Source organism: Lentzea atacamensis (genome assembly GCF_003269295.1).
GTDB lineage: Bacteria > Actinomycetota > Actinomycetes > Mycobacteriales > Pseudonocardiaceae > Lentzea > Lentzea atacamensis.
Map to the genome: position 1 here is coordinate 211,722 of NZ_QLTT01000007.1, position 17,530 is coordinate 229,251.

The following is a 17,530-nucleotide window of genomic DNA, read 5'->3' on the forward strand; positions in this document are numbered from 1 at the left end:
AAGCCCAGATGTGCCGAAGGCCACCCCGGGCAGAACCGGGGTGGCCTTCGACCAGTATCCGATATATCAGGGACTGATACCCAATATATTGGATATCAGCGCTGATCAGGCGCTCAGAGACCGAGGTCGGCCTCGAACGCGCCCTCCTCCAGACGGTTCTTGACCGTCGTGAGGAAGCGGCCCGCGTCGGCACCGTCGACCAGGCGGTGGTCGTAGGTGAGCGCGAGGTACATCATCGAGCGGATCGCGATGGTGTCGTCGCCGTTCTCGTCGGTGATGACGACCGGACGCTTCTTCACCACGCCGACGCCCAGGATGCCGACCTGCGGCTGCTGGATGATCGGGGTGTCGAAGAGCGCGCCGTTGCTGCCCAGGTTGGTCAGCGAGAACGTGCCACCGGTGAGCTCGTCCGGCGTGAGCTTGTTCGAACGGGCGCGCGCGGCCAGGTCACCGATCTTGTGGGCGATGCCCGACAGGTTCAGGTCACCGGCGTTGTGGATCACGGCGTTGAGCAGGCCGCGCTCCGTGTCGATCGCCAGACCGAGGTGCTCGGCACCGTGGTAGGTGACCTCCTTGCGCTCCTCGTCGATCGACGCGTTGAGCACCGGGTGGGCCTTGAGCGCCTCGATGGCTGCCTTCGCGAAGAACGGCAGGAACGTGAGCTTCGCGCCCTCACGCGCCTCGAACGCCTTCTTCGCCTGGTTGCGCAGGCGGGCGATCTTGGTGACGTCGACCTCGAACACCTGGGTGAGCTGGGCCGACATCTGCAGTGACTCGCGGGTGCGCTGCGCGACGATCTGACGCAGGCGCGGGAGCTTCTGCACGGTGCCGCGCTTGCCGGAGTTGTCGACCGCGACCGGAGCGGCGGTGCGAGTGGCGGGGGCAGCGGCCGGAGCAGCGGCGGCGGGAGCCGGAGCCGGGGCCTTCTTGGCCTCGACGGCGGCGAGCACGTCCTGCTTGCGGATGCGGCCACCGACGCCGGTGCCCTTCAGCGAGCTCAGGTCGATGCCGTTCTCCGACGCGAGCTTGCGCACCAGCGGCGTGACGTACGGCGTGCCGTTCGCGTCGTCAGAAGAAGGCGCGGCGGGCGCGGCCTGCGGAGCCGGAGCGGCCGGAGCCGGGGCGGCCTGCGGGGCCGGAGCCGGAGCAGCGGCGGGAGCAGGAGCCGGAGCAGCCGGGGCGGGCGCGGGAGCCGGGGCGGGCGCGGCGGCCGGAGCCGGGCTGCCCGAACCGATGACGGCGAGCTTGCCACCGACCTCGACGGTCTCGTCCTCACCCGCGGTGATCTCGAGCAGCGTGCCCGCGACCGGCGACGGGATCTCGGTGTCGACCTTGTCGGTCGAGACCTCGAGCAGCGGCTCGTCGACCTCGACGCTGTCGCCGACCTGCTTCAGCCACCGGGTGACGGTGCCCTCGGTGACGGACTCGCCGAGCGCGGGCATCGTGACGTCGGTGCCCTGAGCCGAACCACCGGACTGGGCGGGCGCGGCCGGAGCCTCCTGCGCGGCCTCGGCGGGCTGCGCCGACGGCTGGGTCTGCTGCGGCTCGGGCTCGGGCGCGGACTCCTGGGCGGGAGCCGGTGCGGGAGCGGCGGAACCGCTGTCACCGTCACCGATGATCGCGAGCTCGCCGCCGACCTCGACGGTGTCGTCCTCCTGCGCGACGATCTTCTGCAGGACGCCGGCCGCCGGGGACGGGATCTCGGTGTCGACCTTGTCGGTGGACACCTCGAGCAACGGCTCGTCCACCTCCACCCGGTCGCCTTCCTGCTTCAACCACCGGGTGACCGTGCCCTCGGTGACGCTCTCACCGAGTGCGGGCATCTGGACGGAGAAGGCCATTGTTCGCTGACTCCTCGTGCTCTCGTGTGGCTGACTTGGATGGGGAACGGTCAGCCGTGCACGTGCAGCGGCTTGCCGGCCAGGGCGAGGAAGGCCTCGCCGAGGGCTTCAGTCTGGGTCGGGTGGGCGTGGATCAGCGGAGCCACGTCCTCCGGGTAAGCCTCCCAGCTGTAGATCAGCTGGGCCTCACCGATGAGCTCGCCGACGCGCTCGCCGACCATGGTGACGCCGACAACGGGACCGTCCGGGGCCTTGATCAGCTTCACGCCGCCGGCGGTCTTGAGGATCTGGCTCTTGCCGTTGCCCGCGAGGTCGTAGATGAACACCTCGGCGGAACCGTACTTCTCCTTGGCCGCGGCCTCGGAGAGACCGACGGAGGCGACCTCGGGCTTGCAGTAGGTGACGCGCGGGATGCCCGCCTCGTCGATCACCTTCGGGTTCTGGCCCGCGATCTCCTCGGCCACGAAGATGCCCTGCTGGAAACCGCGGTGCGCGAGCTGCAGGCCGGGCACGATGTCGCCGACGGCGTACACGTTCGGCAGGTTCGTGCGCAGGCGCTCGTCGGTGATGACGAACCCGCGGTCGATCTTGATGCCGGCGTCCTCGTAACCGTGGCCCGCGGTGTTCGGGCCGCGGCCGACCGCGACGAGCAGCAGGTCGGCGTCGAGGACGTCGCCGTTCTCCAGCGTGACGGACACGCCGGAGTCGGTCTGGGTGGCGCCGGTGAACTTCACACCGGTCTTGAACTTGATGCCGCGCTTGCGGAAGGCGCGCTCGAGCTGCTTGGAGGCGTACTCGTCCTCGGCGGGCACCAGGCGGGGCAGCGCCTCGACGATGGTCACCTCGGCGCCGAACGACTGCCACACGCTCGCGAACTCCACGCCGATGACGCCGCCGCCCAGGACGACGACCTTCTCCGGGATGAAGTCCAGGTTGAGCGCCTGGTCGCTGGTGATGACGCGGCCGCCGATCTCCAGACCGGGCAGGCTCCTCGCGTACGAGCCGGTCGCTAGCACCACGTTCTTGCCGACGTAGCGCTGACCGTTCACGACAACGGTGTTCGGGCCGACGAACGTGCCAGCGCCCTCGACCAGGGTGACCTTGTTGGCCTTCGCGAGACCCTGCAGACCCTTGTAGAGCCGCGAGATCACGCCGTCCTTGTACGAGTTGACGCCGGCGATGTCGATGCCCTCGAGCGAGCTCTTGACGCCGAACTGGTCGCCTTCGCGCGCGTTGTCCGCGACCTCGGCCGCGTGCAGCAGCGCCTTGGTCGGGATGCAGCCGCGGTGCAGGCACGTGCCACCCAGCTTGTCCTTCTCGACCAGGACGACGGACAGGCCGAGCTCGGCCGCGCGGAACGCGCAGGCGTAGCCGCCCGAACCGCCGCCGAGGATCACGAGGTCGGCGTTGGTGGCCGAATCCAGTTCCGGCGAAGTCACTTCGGATCTCCTCGGGATTACTTACTACGCGCGGGTGCGCGCGAGGTACGCGGCCATCTTGTCACTAGTTGCCAGAGCGTGGTGATCCGGCATAGGAGACCACGCCCTCTTCTGATCATTCACCTACTCATAACACGCACACCTGGCACCATGGTGGAGGGAAGCGCAGGAGGTGCTCGATGGGGCTGTTCGATCGTTTTCGCAGGAAGCCGCGCCCTGGTGTGCTGCGAACCGCCTCGAGTCAGGACACGAGTCACCTCGAGCAGTGGGCCGCGAGCCGTCAGGGCGTGGAGGCCTATGTGGAGCCCAAGACCACGGTGACCGAAACCACTGTGGTCCTGGTCGCTCACGACGGCGAGTGGACCAGGCGCCGGGTCGCCTCTCCCGACGCCGCCCGCACCTTCGCCCGCAAGCTCGGCATGCCGATCTACGACGCCGGCATCGTCGGCTACCCGAAGCGCATGCGCGACTACACCGCGCGCAAGAAGGCCGCGGGCGAGTCCTAGACCTTCACCTGCGGCTCGTGCCGCACCGGGAAGTTGACGCTCGCCGCGATGAAGCACATCGAGTGCGCCTTCTCGTGCAACGCCTGCGCCTTCTCGCGGGTCTCGGGGTCGGCGACGGTCACGACGGGGTTGAGGGTCACCTCGGTGAACCGCCCCGACCCGTCGGGGTGCTCGGCCATCGTGCCGGTGGCGTGGTCGCGGTAGTCGGTGACGACGACCCCGTTCGCCGACGCCAGGTGCAGGTACCAGAGCATGTGGCACTGCGACAGCGACGCGACGAGCAACTCCTCGGGGTTGTAGCGGCTGCGGTCACCCCGGAACGACGGATCCGACGACCCAAGAATCGTCTCTTTGCCTTCAGCGCGCACCTCGTGCGCCCGCTCATAGGCCTTGTACCCGGAAGTCCCGCTCCCGGTGTTTCCGGTCCACACGACATCGATCTCGTACTGATGCGTCCCCATGTGGAAATCCTTCTCTCACCGGCTCCGGCCGCCTAGCCCGGTGAGACGCGTGTCTCCGTTCAGCCGCACCCGTTCGCGCCCGACGAACGCCACCCCAACCGATATATCAGTTCCCTCCACCCCTCCAACCTGCTGCTTAGCAATGACTCTTTGGGCGTCGTCCGCAAAACACTCATTGCAAAGGTGTCGGGGCGACGGCGTGCAGCGGCGTCGACGGCGCACGGCCTGCCGCTCGGCGAACGTCCAACCCGGACGATTCGCCAGGCGCGCGACGACGAGTCGCATGTGGACGCCGCAGAGATATCGGTTGCAGAAATGCGATTTCTCGTACGAAACAAAACGGGCGGAGTCCCGAAGGAACTCCGCCCGTTTGGAAACGAGTGAACTCAGCCGTTCGCGGCGATGTCCGCCAGCACTGCCGCGATGGTCCGCACCGGAACGCCGGTGCCGCCCTTCGCGGTGTACCCGTACGGGCCACCCGTGTGGTACGCCGGGCCGGCGATGTCGATGTGCGCCCACTGCACGCCCTCGGCCACGAACTCGCGCAGGAACAGACCGGCCGCGAGCATGCCGCCCCACCGGTGCCCGGTGATGTTGGCCAGGTCCGCCAGGCGCGAGTCGAGGTCCGACCGCAGCTCCTCCGGCAGCGGCATCGGCCACGCCGACTCGCCGACCGCGGTGCCGATGGCCGCCACGCGGTCGCGGAAGTCGTCGGAGCCCATGACACCCGAGGTGCGCTTGCCCAGCGCCACGACCTGCGCGCCGGTCAGGGTCGCGGTCTCGATCAGGTAGTCAGGGCCGTCCTCGCACGCGCGCACGATGGCGTCGGACAGGATCAGGCGGCCCTCGGCGTCGGTGTTGAGCACCTCGACGGTCTTGCCGCCGTACATGGTGAGCACGTCGCCGGGGCGGTAGGCGTCGCCGGACGGCATGTTCTCCGCCATCGGGATCGACGCGATGATCTCCAGCGGGTACTTGAGCTTCGCGGCGAGCACCATCGTGGCGACGATCGCGGCGGCACCGGCCATGTCGGACGTCATCTCGTCCATGCCCGCGGCGGGCTTGATCGAGATGCCGCCGGTGTCGAACGTGATGCCCTTGCCGACGAGCGCGACCTTCTTGGTGGCCTTGGTGCCCTTGTACGAGATGCGCACGAGCCGCGGCTGGCGCGACGAACCGCCGCCGACGCCCAGGATGCCGCCGAAGCCCTGCTTCTTCAGCGCCTTCTCGTCGAGCACCTCGACATCGAGGCCGGCGGCGGTGGCCAGCTTGGCGGCGCGGTCGGCGAACGAGCCGGGGTAGAGGTCGTTCGGCGGCGTGTTCACGAAGTCACGCGCGATGGCGACGGCCTCGGAGATCGCGACGGCGGCCTTCAGCGCGGCCTTGTTCTCCTTCGAACCGGCGGCGACCAGGTCGACCTTCGCGACCGCGGGCTCGCCCTTCTCCGACTTGTACTCGGTGAACGCGTAGGCGCCGAGCAGCGTGCCCTCGGCGGCCGCGGCCAGATGCAGCGAAGCCAGCGTGTTGATCGCGCGCTTCTTGCCGGCCAGCGCGCGGGCGGCGACACCGGACGCACGGCGCACCTGCTCCTCGCCGGTGGTCTTGCCGAGGCCGACGGCCAGCACGAGCGGAGCCGCGAGCTTGCCGAACGTCGGTACCTTCACGAGCTCGTCGGCCTTGCCCGACGCGCGCAGGGTGCCCAGCACGTCGAGCAGCGCGCCGTCGAACGCGGCGTTGACAGCTTCGGCACCGGGGGCGAGCTCCAGACCGTCCGCACCCTGCAGGGTGCCCACGACGACTGCGTCCGCGGCGGTGGTGCTCAGGTCACCTTCGGTGAGGGCCAGCTTCGGGGCTGTCACGTGCTGCTCCAGGGTTGTACGTGGTGGGGAAGGCCGGAATCGTGACCTATGCTAAAGGTCGGACTGTCCCACCAATGCCGAGCCCCGCCACGTTCGCCGCAATCCGTGACGTTGACAGTTGCTCACGGTGGCGATTCGCCCATTTCGCGCATCAGTCGACCGGGTGGTTACGGCCGGATGCTGCATCTGCGAATGTGTACCGGTGACCTACACGCCTCGCGAGATCGTCGCAACGGTCGCGCTCGGTCTTCCCGCGGTGCTCGGTGCGGGGGTCTTCGCCGGATTCGCCCCAGCCGCAGGACTTGCGGGCTGGTGGGTGCTCCCGGCGCTGGCCATCTCCGCGTTCGCCGCGCTGTGCTCGGCTTTCTCGACCGCTGACCAGTCGCACGCCTACCCGGACGTCGGCGGCGGTTACGGATACGTGCGCGCGCAGCTCGGCGTGTGGCCCGCGCGGTTGACGGCGAGCGCCCACCTGCTCGGCCGGTGCGCCATGGCGGCGGCGGTGGCGTTGATGTTCGGCGCGTACGTGGTGCCGGACCAGCCGTTGATCGGTGCACTCGCCCTCGTCGCGGGCACGGCGTTGCTCGGCGCGGTGGGCTTCCGCTTCACCGTCGGGGTCAGCGTGCTCGTGTCGCTGGTCGTCCTCGGTGTGCTCGCGCTCGTCGTCGCGTCGAGCTTCTCGATCGCACCGGTGCCGTCGGCGGGTGAAACGGGCACCGCCAACGAGCTCGTCGGTGTTGCGGGACTGATGTTCATGGCGTTCGCGGGATTCGAACGCATCACCGCGCCCCATCGCGGTGAGCGGCCGCACTCGGCGTCGGTGCTGAAGATCGCGATTCCAGTCCTGATCGGACTGTCCTTCGTGGTCTATCTGGTCGTGGGCGCCGGTGTGCTCCGCCAACTCGGCAGCGCGCGCCTCGCGTTGTCGCCCGCACCGCTGCGAGACGCGCTCGTCGCAGCAGACGCGTCGGCGTTGGTGCCGCTCGTGCAGATCGCCGCGGCGGTGGCCGGCGTGGCCGCACTGCACTTCGTGCTGTTGTCGGCACACCGCACGCTCACCGGACTCGTCGAGGACGGCGACCTGCCGACGCGCCTCAAGCCGGGAGTGCTCACTTTCGCGGTGGTCGTCGGTTCCGCTCTCGCGATCACCCTCATGCCGATCGCGATCGCACTGGGCGTGGCCGCATGCTCGACGTTGTTCTACTACGCCTTCACGAACGCGTCGGCGCGCGTGTTGCTGCAGAACGACCGCACGTGGCCGATGCGCACGGCGTGCCTCGGACTCGGACTCTCGGTGCTGCTCGCGATGAGCACCCCGGTGCCCGCGCTGCTCATCTCCGTCGCGGGGCTGGGCGCGGGCACGGGCCTCATCGGCTTGACAGCGACACTGAGAGAAAAACGAGCAGCGTCACGCCAACACACACCGCAAGCCCGTACACCCGGCCGTTCGTAGCCGGTTTGTCCTTGCTGATGCTGTAGTAGCCGACGAGGAAGAAGACGGCGAGGAACACCGCGCCGATCACTCCTCCGACACCACCGAGCACCCAGCCGTCGAACAGCGTGACACCGGTGCCCAGCACGAGCAGCGCGGCCTGCAGCACGGTGCGGGCGTCAGCGCCCGCTGAAGATCGTTCCCCCTCGGTCATGGACGGGGACTCTAGCGAGTGCCAGTTAGTAGGACGTCCGAGTTTTGAGAAGACGATTTTCCGTATCCCCACCAGCGGGTTACCGTGCTCACATGACGAGCGAGTTGCCTTTCACCCGGACTCCCCACCCGCACCCGGCGACCCCGGAGCGCGTAGCGGAGGTACTTGCCAAGCCGGGCTTCGGGCAGCACTTCACCGACCACATGGTGACGATCCGCTGGAACCGCGAGAAGGGCTGGCACGACGCTGAAGTCGGCCCCTACAGCTCCCTCTCACTCGACCCCGCGGCAATGGTGCTGCACTACGGCCAAGCGATCTTCGAAGGGCTCAAGGCCTACCGCCAGCCCGACGGTTCGATCGCGTCCTTCCGCCCTGAGGCCAACGCCGAGCGCTTCCGCGCCTCGGCCCGCCGCATGGCGATGCCCGAACTTCCCGACGAGCTCTTCCTCGAGTCGGTGCGCCAGCTCCTCGCGGTCGACAGCCGCTGGGTGCCCACGGCCGAGGAGGAGTCGCTCTACCTGCGGCCGTTCATGTTCTCCACGGAAGCCGGCCTCGGCGTGCGACCCGCGTCCGAGTACATCTACGTGTTGATCGCCTCGCCCGCCGGCTCCTACTTCTCGGGCGGGATCCGCCCGGTGAGCGTGTGGCTCTCGACCGAGTACGTCCGCGCGGCTCCCGGTGGCACCGGCGCCGCCAAGTTCGCCGGCAACTACGCCGCGTCCCTCGTGGCGCAGGCGCAGGCCGCCGAGAAGGGCTGCGACCAGGTCGTCTGGCTCGACGCGGTGGAACGCCGCTGGGTCGAGGAGATGGGCGGCATGAACCTGTTCTTCGTCTTCGGAGACAAGGTCGTCACCCCCGAGCTGACCGGCACGCTGTTGCCCGGCATCACCCGCAGCTCGCTGCTCCAGCTGGCCTCCGACCTCGGACTGTCCGTCGAGGAGCGTCGCATCTCCACGGACGAGTGGGAGAAGGCCAACGCCTCCGGTGAGCTCACCGAGGTCTTCGCCTGTGGCACGGCCGCGGTCATCACGCCGGTCGGCCACGTCAAGCACGCGGGCGGCGAGTTCACCATCGGCGACGGTGGCTCCGGCTCGGTGACGATGAAGCTGCGCGAGCGCCTGACCGGCCTCCAGCACGGCCACGTCGCCGACACCCACGGCTGGATGACGACCCTGGGTTAGGCGATCACCAGCACGGCCAGAAGCGCGATTTCGGCGGCAGCACCGAGCACATCACCGGTGATGCCGCCGAAGCGCTTTCCGGTGTGCTTCACGAGCAACCACACCAGCGAGGCCGCGACGGCGACGGCGACGACCGCTCGCCACCCGAGCGGAACCGCCACGGCGGCAAGCAGTACCCACGTGCCGATGACCAGCATTGGATGCTGGGTACCGGCGACAAGCGCGCCGAGCCCTTCGGGGCGTGCGGCGGGCACGCCCCGCATGCAGCAGATTCCGAACGCGGCCCGGCTCGCCGCGAACGCGAGCACGACGACGCCCCAGTCAGCGTGGGGGAGTGCGGCAGCCTGCGCCCCCAGCACGACGATCAGCGTGACGACCCCGAACGGTCCCGCGCCGCCGTCCTTCATGACCTGAAGCGCGCGCTCCGGCGGTCCGTAGCAACCAAGACCATCTGCGGTGTCCGCGAGCCCGTCGAGGTGCATACCGCGCGTTGCCAGGGCGACGACGCCGACGACCAGAAACCCTGCTACCAGCGGCGATATATCGGATATCGCCAGCAGCTGGAGCACGCCGACGACGAACGCGCCGAGCAGCACGCCGACGAGCGGCGTGCAGGCGATCGCCCGCCTTGCCGCTTTGACGTCGACGTCGTCGACCCGCAACGGCAAGACGGTCAGCCAGGACAGCGCTAGTTTCATTCCTTGTTCGTGACGCCGGCGCTCTCGAACGTCGCCATCTCCGCGAGCACCTTCACCGCCGAGATCAGCAACGGCAGCGCCGCCACCGCACCGGACCCCTCGCCGAGCCGCATCTCGAACTCCAGCAGCGGCTTCAGGTTCAGGTGCCCGAGCGCGATCGCGTGGGCGGGCTCAGCCGACTGGTGCCCGGCCACCCACCACTCGCGCGCACCCGGCGCCAGCTCCTCGGCGACGACAGCGGCCGCACCGACGACGACGCCGTCGAGCACCACGGGGGTCCGTCGCACCGCGGCCTGCGCCAGGAACCCGGCCATCGCGGCCAGGTCGGCGCCACCGGCGGTGGCCAGCAAGGCGATCGGATCGCTGATCACCAGACGGGCGCGGCGCAGCGCGTCCCGGATCGCCGCCGTCTTGCGCATCCACGCCTGGTCGTCGATGCCCGTGCCGCGGCCGACGACCGCGACCGGCTCCGACCCTGTCAGCGACGCGATCAGCACGGCGGCGGGTGTCGTGTTGCCGATGCCCATGTCACCGGCGATGAGCACGTCGGCGCCCGCGTCGACCTCCTCGTCGGCGACGGCGCGCCCGGCCGCGATCGCCAGCTCGCACTGCTCACGGGTCAGCGCGTCCTCGCGGTCGATCGACCCGGACGAGCGCCGCACCTTGTGCGAGCTGACCGCCGCCGGGGTGTCGGAATCGACGGCCATGTCGACCACGCGCACCGTGGCGCCCGCGACCTGGGCGAGCACGTTCACCGCGGCGCCGCCCGTGAGGAAGTTCGCGACCATCTGGCCGGTCACCTCGCTCGGGTACGCCGACACGCCCTGCGCGGTGATGCCGTGGTCGCCCGCGAAGACGACGACGCGCGGCCGCACGAACGGCTTCGGCGGCACTACTCCCTGGCACGCCGCGATCCAGTTGCCCAGCTCCTCGAGCCGGCCGAGCGAGCCGACCGGCTTGGTCAGCACCGCGTGCCGGGCCTCGGCCTCGCGCAGAACTGTCTCGTCCGGCGGTTCAACCGGCGGGAACTCGGTGCTCACCTGGTCGCTCCTTCATCCCTGTTGTCAGGTCAACGCAATCTCAACGGAATGCCCGCGACGAGCAGCACGACCTCGTCGCACACCTCGGCCACGCGCGAGTTGAGCGCACCGAGGTGATCGCGGAAGAGTCTGCCTGAGCGTGTCGACGGGACGACGCCGAGGCCGACCTCAGCCGTCACCAGCACGAGCCGCGTCCGGCACCTGGCTGCTGAACGCACCAGTTCGTCCACGTTGCGTTCGACGAAATCGGCGCCGTGCCCTTCCCACGCGTCGGCGTCGTCCAGAACGCCGACCAGCCACGTCGACAGGTCGTCGACCAGGATCGGGGGGTCTTCGTACTGCGTCGCGGTGAGCAGTGCGGGCAGATCGGCGGGCGCGGGCGCCTCGACCGTGTGCCACGTGGACGGTCGACGGGCGACGTGCAACGCGATGCGCGCGTCCCAGTCCGGGTCACCGGGGTATCTGCGCGCGGTTGCGACGTAAGTCACCGCCGCGTCGGTGAGCAGGCCTTCCGCGTGCGCTGACTTGCCTGAACGCGCTCCGCCGAGCACGAGCGTCCGAGATGACAAGAGTTAGCCTTCGTCTCATGGAGTTCCGCTGGCGCTACCAGGATGCACAAGGCCGCGACGTCGCGGGCCCCGATGTGGCGTTCGCCGACCAGACGGAGGCGGAGGAGTGGTTCAGCGCCGGGTGGCGTGACCTGCTCGACGCCGGGGTCGAGCAGGTCACGCTGCTGCGCTCGGAATCCGAGGTGTACGGCCCGATGAGCCTCCACCCGGCCCAGTAGCTCTAGCCCTGAGCGGTGAGCCTCGGGTCGTCGGTGATGACGCCTTCGAGGACGCTGTCGATCCGCTTGAGCACGTCGTCGTCCAGCGTGATGTCGATGGCCTTGACGTTCTCGTAGACCTGCTCCGGACGCGACGCGCCGATGATCGCGGACGCGACGTTCGGGTTCCGCAGCACCCACGCCACCGCGAGCTGCGCCATGGTGACGCCGGCTTCCTCGGCGATCGGCCTGAGCTGCTGCACGGCGTTCAGCACGTCGTCGCGCATCCAGCGGGAGATCATCTGCGAACCACGCGCGTCGGCCAGCCGCGAGCCCTCCGGCACCTCGGCGCCCGGCAGGTACTTGCCGGTCAGGATGCCCTGTGCGACGGGGGAGAAGACGATCTGGCTGAGGCCCTCGCGCTCGCACGTCGGGATGACCTGCGGCTCGATGACGCGCCACAGCATCGAGTACTGCGGCTGGTGCGACACGAACGGCACCTGCAGCTCACGGGCCAGCGCGGCACCGCGGGTGATCTGCTCGGCGGTCCACTCGGAGACACCGACGTAGAGGACCTTGCCCTGGCGGACGAGGTCGGCGAACGCCAGCATCGTCTCCTCGAGCGGCACGGTGTAGTCGAACCGGTGGGCCTGGTACAGGTCGACGTAGTCGGTCTGCAGGCGCTTCAGCGACGCGTTGGCCGACTCCATGATGTGCTTGCGGCCGAGCCCGCGGTCGTTGGGGCCACCGGGACCGGTCGGCCAGTAGACCTTGGTCAGGATCTCCAGCGACTCGCGCCGCTCGCCCTTGAGCGCCCGGCCGAGCACCGACTCCGCGGCCGTGTTGGCGTAGACGTCCGCGGTGTCGAAGGTCGTGATGCCCGACTCGAGTGCCGCCTTCACGCAGGCGTGGGCCTGCTCTTCCTCGACCTGGGAACCGTGGGTGAGCCAGTTCCCGTACGAGATCTCACTGATGCTCAGGCCGCTGCGGCCGAGTCGACGGAACTTCATACATCGGAGCTTAAACCGAAATCGTTCGTGCTGCTAATGAAATTCCGGTGCTCGCCAGACCAGTGAGTACCGCCAGAACACGTGCCTGCGGATGCGCGCGCCCGGCGTGATCTCCGCAGCCGCCGCACGGATCTCCTGCAACGTCGGAGCTGTCATCACCACTGGCATCTCCGTGTCGTGCGGTTTGCCACCGGTGCCGTTGACGGCCTTCGCCAATCCGACGATCGCGTTCGCGGGCAACGTCACGAGCTCCATGGCCCAGTCTGCCGGTGTCGCCGTCATGTACAGCCCGATGACGACCAGCAGCCCGCCCGGCTTCGTCAGCTCGGAGAGCCTGGTGAGGCCTTCGCGCAACGGGAGGTGGTGCAGGCTCGCCTCGGCCGTGACGACGTCGTAGCGCCCGAGGTCGTGGGTGAGCACGTCACCGTGGATCCACCGGACGCGTTCGCTCGTCGCGCTCGCCCGCTCGATCATGCGCGCGCTGGCGTCGATCGCGGTGACCTCGTCTGCTCTCAGCGACCGCGCCAGGTCGCCCAGCCCGCAGCCCACGTCGAGCGCCGAACCGGCCCGAGACGGCAACTGCCGGAGCAGCCAGCGGCGATACCACGCGTTGTGGTCCCACCGCAGCCGCTCCGGCAGCTGAAGCTTGCGCTGCTTCTCGCGCACCTACTTGATGGACTCGCCCGGCTTCACCCGCGGCTTCGGGACGCGCAGGCGACGCAGCTGGCTCGCGCGGATGAACGAGTACCAGCCGATGGAGATGCCCTTGATCGGCTCGTTCGGGAACTTCGCCCGCACCCGCCGCGTGACGAGCCGGCCGAGGACGAGACCCTCGATGATCATCGCGATCAGCATGAACGTCGTGGCGAGCGTCGCGTACCGCTGCACGGCGAGCGACGGCGTCAGCAGCGCCACGAACACCAGGATCGCGAGCGGCATGAACAGGCCCATGAGGTTGCGGCGCGAGTCGACCAGGTCGCGGATGTACGCCTTCACCGGCCCGCGGTCGCGCGGCAACAGGTACTTGTCCTCGCCCGCCATCATGCGCTGACGACGCTCGGCCGCCGCGGCACGGCGCTCTTCCTTGCTCGCCTTGTTGCCGCGCATGCGCTTGAACGCCTCGCGCTGCGTGCGGGGAGGCGGCGGAACGGGACCGCTGCGCCGGCCCTGCGCCTCACGCCGCTTCGGCGTCGGCCTGCCCTTGCCCGAGCTGTGCGCCTTGTCGAGCGGCTCGGCGAGCTGGGCTCCCGACTCGGGAGCCTCGGCGGTGGTGTCGGCGGAGTTGCGGCGCAGGAACCTCACAGCACAAGGGTAGGACAGTGGCTCTTCTGTACCTTTCGCGAGGTGCGCGTACTCATCGCTCCGGACTGCTTCGGCGGCACCCTGACCGCCCGCGAGGCCGCCGACGCCATCGCCACCGGCTGGCGCGAGGCCAAACCCGACGACGTCATCGTCGAACGCCCGCTGGCCGACGGAGGCCCCGGATTCGTCGACGTTCTCCATGCCGCACTGGGCGGCGATATCCGATATATCAGCGTCACGGGCCCGCTCGGCAAACCCGTCGAAGCACGCTGGCTCACCGTGTCCGCGGCCGGTGTGCGTACCGCGTACATCGAGTCGGCCGAGGCGTGCGGCCTGCACCTCATCCCGGCTGAGCTCCGCCCGGAGTCCTGCGAGACGGCGACAACGCGAGGCGTCGGCGAGCTCATCGCGGCAGCTGTGGCCGACAACGATGTCATCACGGTCGGACTCGGCGGCTCCGGCACCACCGACGGCGGCGCCGGAATGCTGGCCGCGCTGTCCGACGCCGGCATCGACCTGACTGATATATCGCTCGTCGCCGCGTCCGACGTCGAGAACCCGCTCCTCGGCCCACACGGCGCCGCCCGCACGTTCGGTCCGCAGAAGGGCGCCTCGCCGGAGGCCGTGGAACGCCTCGAAGCCAAGCTCGCCGCGATGGACGCCCTCAAACCCGTATCCGATGTACCGGGTGCCGGTGCGGCAGGCGGCCTCGGCGCCGCCCTGCTTTCCCTCGGCGCGACGGTGAAGTCCGGCGCGGGCCTGGTACGCGAGCTCAGCGGCCTCGACGCCGCACTCGACGACGCCGACGTCGTCATCACCGGCGAAGGCAGCTTCGACTGGCAGTCGCTCCGCGGCAAGCTCATCACCGCCGTCGCCGGGGGCGCCGCCGAACGCGGTGTTCCGTGCATCGCCATCGCCGGCCAGGTGAGCGTCGGCCGCCGCGAGATGGGCGCCGCCGGCGTCCAGGAGGCCTACTCGGTGTCCGACCACGTCGGCTCTGTGCAAAAGTCGATTGCGGACGCCCGCAAAAGTGTCATTGCAACGGCCCAGCACGTGGCCCGGCAGTGGTCGCGTCAGGGGCGTTGAGAGGGTTTCGAGCGCGGATTCGGGGGCAACTGATATATCGGTTGGCCCGTCCGGGGGTGGCCCACGTGACGTTCGACAAGGGTGCGCGCTGTGGGACCATGGAAGTGGAACAAAGCGGGAGACGCCCGTGTTGTTGAGGGGCGAACCGCCCGCAAGGACCTCTTAGGAGTGCCATGACGACCGCTCAGGATGCCGCTTCGACCTCCGAGGCGCCCACCCACGGCGTGACGCTGACCGATGCCGCCTCCGTCAAGGCCAAGGCGCTGCTCGACCAGGAGGGCCGCGACGACATGCACCTGCGCATCGCCGTCCAGCCCGGTGGCTGCGCGGGTCTGCGGTACCAGCTGTTCTTCGACGAGCGCACGCTCGACGGTGACGCGTTCCGCGACTTCAACGGCATGAAGGTCGCCGTTGACCGCATGAGCGCCCCGTACGTCGAAGGCGCTGTCATCGACTTCGTGGACACGATCGAGAAGCAGGGCTTCACGATCGACAACCCGAACGCCGGCGGGTCGTGCGCCTGCGGCGACTCGTTCCACTAAGGCGAACAACGCGCGAGGCCGCGTTCCCGCACCGACGGGAACGCGGCCTCGCGTTGTGCTGAACGGAAGTTTCCGGCAGGAATCCGACCGGCTCTGGACGTCAGGCGCCGTACTCGGTCAGGCCTTCGACCTGGCGGGTGCACTGGTCGTCGACCTGCCAGGGCGCGGCCGCGCGCGGGGTGGGCAGGGGGTGCTCGGGGTGGGTCAGAGCGAAGGGGAGCTGCGCGCAGTCGTCGATCAGCTCACTCATCGTGGTCGCCTCGGGGATCGTCACGCTCCGACCGTATGTCGGCGGTCTGACCTGCGATAGCCCTACCAAACGGTAGTCTTCACAGCTGCACTCGTCCGGGTGAGTTGTCACCTAGCGCAACAAGGGAATGGGAGAGCCGACGTGCCGGTAGCCGTGTGCGGCAGCATCGCGACCGACCATCTGATGCACTTTCCGGGTCGATTCGCGGACCAGCTGGTCGCGGAGCGTCTCGACCGTGTGTCACTGAGCTTCCTGGTCGACGACCTCGTAGTCCGCCGCGGTGGCATCGGCGCGAACATCGCGTTCGGCCTCGGTGTCCTCGGGGTTCGCCCCGTGCTCGTCGGCGCCGTCGGCAAGGACTTCGAGGACTACCGCTCGTGGCTCGAGCGGCACGGCGTCGACACGTCCGGGGTGTACGTGTCCGAGGTCGCGCACACCGCGCGGTTCGTCTGCACGACGGACGACGACATGTGCCAGATCGCCTCCTTCTACGCCGGCGCGATGGCCGAGGCGCGCAACATCGAGCTGGCGCCGATCGCCAACCGCGTCGAGGACCTCCAGCTCGTCGTCATCAGCCCCGACGACCCCGCCGCCATGCTCCGGCACGCCGAGGAGTGCCGTCAGCGCGGCTTCCGGTTCGCCGTCGACCCGTCGCAGCAGCTCGCCCGCATGGACGGCGACCAGGCGCGTGCGTTCATCGAGGGTGCCGAGTACCTGTTCAGCAACGACTACGAGTGGGAACTGCTGCTGCAGAAGACCGGCTGGACGGAGGCCGACGTCCTCGCCCGTGTCGGCAAGCGCATCACCACGCTCGGTGCCAAGGGTGTCGAGATCGTCGACGCCCAGGGTTTCTCGCTGCACGTCCCCGCGGTTCCCGAGGTCGCGAAGACCGACCCGACCGGTGTCGGCGACGGCTTCCGCGCGGGCTTCCTCGCCGGCATGACCTCTGGCCTGAGCATCGAGCGCGCGGCTCAGCTCGGTTCGCTGATCGCCGTCGAGGTGCTCGAAACCGTGGGCACGCAGGAGTGGGTGCTGGAGCGCGAGGCCGCGCTCGCCCGCATTCGTGGCGCATTTGGTGACGAAGCTGCTGAGGAGATCGCTCCGGTCCTGCCATGATCGGGCAATGGGGAAGTACCTGTTCGGCAACTCCGGTGAGTTGCTCGATCCGCAGTTCGACGCGCTGAGCTCCCTGCTCGACGCGGGCACGTTCGCCCGCGTCGAGCGGCTCGGCGTCACAGACGGCTGGCGCTGCCTGGAGGTCGGTGGCGGCGGGGGATCGGTGGCGAACTGGCTCGCCGACGTCGTCGCTCCGTCCGGGCACGTGACGGTCACCGACCTCGACGTCTCACGGCTCGAGGAACGCGACAACGTCACGGTCCTGGAGCACGACGTAGTATCCAATATATTACCTGGCAACGCGTTCGACCTGGTCCACGCCCGCCTGGTGCTCTTCCACCTCCCCGCCCGCGACGCCGTCCTGCGCAAGCTGCGCGACTCGCTGCGTCCCGGCGGCTGGCTCGTGCTCGACGAGTTCGACTGCCTCCCGCTCGAAGTGCTGAAGGCCGCCCCCGACGACGCGAAGCTGATCATGCGGGTGAAGAACGCCCTGCTGACGCTGCTCGAACAGGCAGGCGCGGAACTGGCGTGGGGTGCGCGCATCGAACGGGCGTTGCTCGACACCGGACTGCACGACGTCAGCGGCTCCCGCGAGGTGCAGGAGTGGGAGGGCGGCTCACCGGGCTGCCGCCTGCTCGCCACCTCCGCGCGTCAGGTGCGCGCGAAGCTGCCGCTGTCCGACGACGAGTTCGATCGCTACCTCGAACTGATGGCGTCGCCCGAGACGGTGGTCAGCTCGTACGCGATCTGCAGTGCGCAAGGCCGCAGGTGAACGAAAGGCCCCTCC

20 protein-coding genes are annotated in these 17,530 nt (G+C 69.2%); 8 read left to right on the plus strand and 12 right to left on the minus strand.

The features are described 5' to 3' along the window. Positions 1–113: 113 nt before the first annotated feature. A complete protein-coding gene (gene sucB, locus C8D87_RS29860; protein ID WP_112229185.1) occupies positions 114–1,841 on the minus strand; it encodes a 2-oxoglutarate dehydrogenase, E2 component, dihydrolipoamide succinyltransferase in 1,728 nt (575 codons plus the stop codon). Positions 1,842–1,891: 50 nt separating this feature from the next. Next, positions 1,892–3,280, minus strand: a complete 1,389-nt coding sequence (gene lpdA / locus C8D87_RS29865; RefSeq protein WP_233440115.1) for a dihydrolipoyl dehydrogenase — start codon at positions 3,278–3,280, stop codon at positions 1,892–1,894. A 179-nt stretch (positions 3,281–3,459) separates the two neighbouring features. Between lpdA and C8D87_RS29870 the strand changes: the two genes are divergently transcribed. Beyond that, positions 3,460–3,786 carry an oxidoreductase gene (locus C8D87_RS29870; RefSeq protein WP_109640581.1) on the plus strand — a complete coding sequence of 109 codons (327 nt, stop codon included), beginning with the start codon at positions 3,460–3,462 and terminating at the stop codon, positions 3,784–3,786. Here C8D87_RS29870 and C8D87_RS29875 read toward each other — a convergent pair. Together C8D87_RS29875 and C8D87_RS29880 are read right to left on the minus strand one after the other, a co-directional pair. Beyond that, the gene (locus C8D87_RS29875; protein ID WP_109640580.1) at positions 3,783–4,247 is read right to left on the minus strand and encodes an OsmC family protein; all 465 of its coding nucleotides are present in this window, start codon (positions 4,245–4,247) and stop codon (positions 3,783–3,785) included. The genes C8D87_RS29870 and C8D87_RS29875 overlap by 4 nt on opposite strands. 386 nt (positions 4,248–4,633) lie before the next feature. Then, a complete protein-coding gene (locus C8D87_RS29880) occupies positions 4,634–6,106 on the minus strand; it encodes a leucyl aminopeptidase (protein WP_112229186.1) in 1,473 nt (490 codons plus the stop codon). A 202-nt stretch (positions 6,107–6,308) separates the two neighbouring features. Between C8D87_RS29880 and C8D87_RS29885 the strand changes: the two genes are divergently transcribed. Then, the gene (locus tag C8D87_RS29885) at positions 6,309–7,559 is read left to right on the plus strand and encodes an APC family permease (RefSeq protein WP_170166629.1); all 1,251 of its coding nucleotides are present in this window, start codon (positions 6,309–6,311) and stop codon (positions 7,557–7,559) included. Here C8D87_RS29885 and C8D87_RS45340 read toward each other — a convergent pair. Then, on the minus strand, positions 7,474–7,752 hold the full coding sequence (locus C8D87_RS45340; RefSeq protein WP_146231792.1) for a hypothetical protein: 279 nt from the start codon (positions 7,750–7,752) through the stop codon (positions 7,474–7,476). The genes C8D87_RS29885 and C8D87_RS45340 overlap by 86 nt on opposite strands. A 92-nt stretch (positions 7,753–7,844) precedes the next feature. Here C8D87_RS45340 and C8D87_RS29890 point away from each other — a divergent pair, with 92 nt between their 5' ends. Beyond that, positions 7,845–8,933 (plus strand): branched-chain amino acid aminotransferase, encoded by a 1,089-nt coding sequence (locus tag C8D87_RS29890; RefSeq protein ID WP_109640577.1) that lies wholly within the window; start codon positions 7,845–7,847, stop codon positions 8,931–8,933. Here the strand turns inward: C8D87_RS29890 and cobS are convergent. The 3 genes from cobS to cobU are packed head-to-tail and all read right to left on the minus strand — an operon-like array spanning position 8,930 to position 11,240. Beyond that, positions 8,930–9,631, minus strand: a complete 702-nt coding sequence (gene cobS, locus C8D87_RS29895; RefSeq protein ID WP_109640576.1) for an adenosylcobinamide-GDP ribazoletransferase — start codon at positions 9,629–9,631, stop codon at positions 8,930–8,932. The genes C8D87_RS29890 and cobS overlap by 4 nt on opposite strands. Continuing rightward, the gene (gene cobT / locus C8D87_RS29900) at positions 9,628–10,671 is read right to left on the minus strand and encodes a nicotinate-nucleotide--dimethylbenzimidazole phosphoribosyltransferase (protein WP_112229188.1); all 1,044 of its coding nucleotides are present in this window, start codon (positions 10,669–10,671) and stop codon (positions 9,628–9,630) included. Before cobT ends, cobS begins: the two co-directional genes overlap by 4 nt. Positions 10,672–10,700: 29 nt before the next feature. Beyond that, the gene (gene cobU / locus C8D87_RS29905; RefSeq protein WP_112229189.1) at positions 10,701–11,240 is read right to left on the minus strand and encodes a bifunctional adenosylcobinamide kinase/adenosylcobinamide-phosphate guanylyltransferase; all 540 of its coding nucleotides are present in this window, start codon (positions 11,238–11,240) and stop codon (positions 10,701–10,703) included. 17 nt (positions 11,241–11,257) lie between these two features. Between cobU and C8D87_RS29910 the strand changes: the two genes are divergently transcribed. Then, on the plus strand, positions 11,258–11,458 hold the full coding sequence (locus C8D87_RS29910) for a hypothetical protein (protein WP_112229190.1): 201 nt from the start codon (positions 11,258–11,260) through the stop codon (positions 11,456–11,458). A gap of 2 nt (positions 11,459–11,460) precedes the next feature. Here the strand turns inward: C8D87_RS29910 and C8D87_RS29915 are convergent, their stop codons facing one another. From C8D87_RS29915 to C8D87_RS29925, 3 genes are read right to left on the minus strand one after another with little or no spacing between them, the layout of a single operon-like run. After that, the gene (locus tag C8D87_RS29915) at positions 11,461–12,447 is read right to left on the minus strand and encodes an aldo/keto reductase family protein (RefSeq protein ID WP_112229191.1); all 987 of its coding nucleotides are present in this window, start codon (positions 12,445–12,447) and stop codon (positions 11,461–11,463) included. Between the two features lie 33 nt (positions 12,448–12,480). After that, positions 12,481–13,113 carry a class I SAM-dependent methyltransferase gene (locus tag C8D87_RS29920; RefSeq protein WP_112229192.1) on the minus strand — a complete coding sequence of 211 codons (633 nt, stop codon included), beginning with the start codon at positions 13,111–13,113 and terminating at the stop codon, positions 12,481–12,483. Then, positions 13,114–13,749: a DUF3043 domain-containing protein gene (locus C8D87_RS29925; protein WP_112229193.1), complete on the minus strand. Its 636-nt coding sequence runs from the start codon at positions 13,747–13,749 to the stop codon at positions 13,114–13,116. It abuts the gene before it with no gap. Positions 13,750–13,791: 42 nt separating this feature from the next. Between C8D87_RS29925 and C8D87_RS29930 the strand changes: the two genes are divergently transcribed. Together C8D87_RS29930 and C8D87_RS29935 are read left to right on the plus strand one after the other, a co-directional pair. Next, entirely contained in the window at positions 13,792–14,835 is a 1,044-nt protein-coding gene (locus C8D87_RS29930) for a glycerate kinase family protein (RefSeq protein WP_112229194.1), read from the plus strand. Positions 14,836–15,008: 173 nt separating this feature from the next. Continuing rightward, positions 15,009–15,377: a HesB/IscA family protein gene (locus C8D87_RS29935; protein WP_109640568.1), complete on the plus strand. Its 369-nt coding sequence runs from the start codon at positions 15,009–15,011 to the stop codon at positions 15,375–15,377. A gap of 100 nt (positions 15,378–15,477) precedes the next feature. On the opposite strand, the gene C8D87_RS46245 is transcribed toward C8D87_RS29935, so the two are convergent. Next, positions 15,478–15,651 (minus strand): hypothetical protein, encoded by a 174-nt coding sequence (locus C8D87_RS46245; protein WP_170166621.1) that lies wholly within the window; start codon positions 15,649–15,651, stop codon positions 15,478–15,480. A 159-nt stretch (positions 15,652–15,810) separates the two neighbouring features. On the opposite strand from C8D87_RS46245, the gene C8D87_RS29940 reads away from it, so the two are divergent. Beyond that, complete coding sequence (locus tag C8D87_RS29940; protein ID WP_109640670.1) at positions 15,811–16,743, plus strand: carbohydrate kinase family protein; 933 nt, start codon at positions 15,811–15,813, stop codon at positions 16,741–16,743. A gap of 7 nt (positions 16,744–16,750) precedes the next feature. Beyond that, positions 16,751–17,515: a class I SAM-dependent methyltransferase gene (locus C8D87_RS29945; protein WP_112229195.1), complete on the plus strand. Its 765-nt coding sequence runs from the start codon at positions 16,751–16,753 to the stop codon at positions 17,513–17,515. Positions 17,516–17,530: the final 15 nt, after the last annotated feature.